The organism is Variovorax sp. Varisp85, from assembly GCF_047304045.1.
Classification (GTDB): Bacteria; Pseudomonadota; Gammaproteobacteria; order Burkholderiales; family Burkholderiaceae_C; genus Variovorax.
In genome coordinates this window covers 1-1,595 of record NZ_JBGLYN010000138.1, presented here as the reverse complement: position 1 = coordinate 1,595, position 1,595 = coordinate 1, and the positions used below count along the sequence as shown (strand labels likewise).

Annotated in this window: 1 protein-coding gene; it reads left to right on the top strand. The window is 61.5% G+C overall.

Features of this window, described 5'->3' with window-relative positions:
* Positions 1-42 precede the first annotated feature (42 nt).
* Positions 43-1,418, top strand: a protein-coding gene (locus ACCC97_RS28710; protein WP_413336360.1) for an IS3 family transposase whose coding sequence is annotated in 2 segments (ribosomal slippage) — positions 43-531 and positions 534-1,418 — 1,374 coding nt in all. Because the reading frame shifts where the segments join, the coding sequence is not laid out codon by codon here.
* The last annotated feature ends 177 nt before the right edge of the window (positions 1,419-1,595 follow it).

Genomic DNA, 1,595 nt, shown 5'->3' with positions numbered 1-1,595 from the left:
TTGATCTGACCCCCGAAACCTGGACGAACTCGAGGGTTCGAAGTGACCAGGTACACAGAGAAGCAGAAGCTTGCGGCCGTCACGGCCTACAGGAAGGGCGCCGGCGGCTTGCGTGCCACCGCCAGCGCGCACGACGTCGGCGTTGATTCGCTGAGGGCGTGGATCGCCGCATACGAGGCCAACGGCAAAGCTGGTCTGGTGGCGAAGAGGCGCGCCATCTACGATGTCGACTTCAAGCTCGAGGTTCTGCGTTGGATGCAGGATGAGGGCCTGTCGTGCAGGCAGGTTGCGGCCCTCTTCAACATCCGGCGCCTCGACATGGTTGCGGAGTGGAACCGGCTGTACGTCGCTCATGGGGCGGCGGCCTTGCAGCCTGGCTGGAAGTGGGAACAGAAGAGGATGAGCAAGCCGCCGAGCAGGCGCGATGACCGCGAGGCGGTGACGAACGACCAACGCAGCCGCGAGGAGTTGCTGCGCGATCTCCAGCAACTGCGCGCGGAGAACGCTTACCTAAAAAAAGTGCAGGCCTTGGCTCGAACCAAGTCACGCTCGGCGCCCGTGAAAGGACGTTGATCGTGCTCGAGTTGAGGCCGCACTTCCCTCTCGACGATCTGCTGCACGCTGCTGAACTGCCGCGCAGCAGCTTCTACTACCAGCTGAAGGCCGTCAGCACAGGTGACAAACACTGCGTCCTGAAGGCGAAGATCCGCGAGATCTTCAACCGTCACAAGGGTCGGTATGGCTATCGACGGGTCACTGCCGAACTGCGCCGGCAAGGACTCGCCGTCAACCACAAGACGGTCCAGAAGCTGATGGTCGAGATGCAGCTGAAGTCGCTGGTCCGCCCCAAACGCTACAAGGCCTATGAAGGCGCGGCCTCCGAAACGGCGCCGGACCGTCTGGAGCGCGACTTCACAGCGGATGAGCCCAACCAGAAGTGGGTGACCGATGTGACCGAGTTCAAGGTCAACAACCAGAAGCTGTACCTGTCGCCGGTAATGGACCTCTACAACCGCGAGATCGTGTCGTACGAGATTGCAGAGCGTCCGCTGCCGGTCATGATCAAGAACATGCTCACCAAGGCGTTCCACCAGCTCGAATCAGGCCAGCGACCGATTTTGCATTCGGACCAAGGATGGCAATACCGCATGCCCGCGTACCGCCAACGCCTGCATCAAAGCGGGGTCGTCCAGAGCATGTCGCGCAAGGGCAATTGCTATGACAACGCAGCCATGGAGAGCTTCTTCGGAACGCTGAAGTGCGAGATGTTCCATCTCAACAAGTTCGACACGACCGAGGCGTTGAAAGACGCGCTTCACGACTACATTCGCTACTACAACGTGGATCGCATCAAGCTCGGGCTCGGAGGCCTGAGCCCGGTGGCGTACAGGATGCAGGCCGCCGCGGCGCCCGCATGAAGCCATAACTGTCCAAGGTTTGGGGGTCGGTTCAGGATTTAGGTGGACACCTATGGAAGACTCCAAGCGCGTGAGCCGGCGGCGCCACGCGGCCGATCTGAAGCGGCAAGTGTTGGCGGCGTGCGCAGAGCCCGGGGCGTCTGTGGCTCAAGTGGCGCTGGCTCATGGCCTCAACGC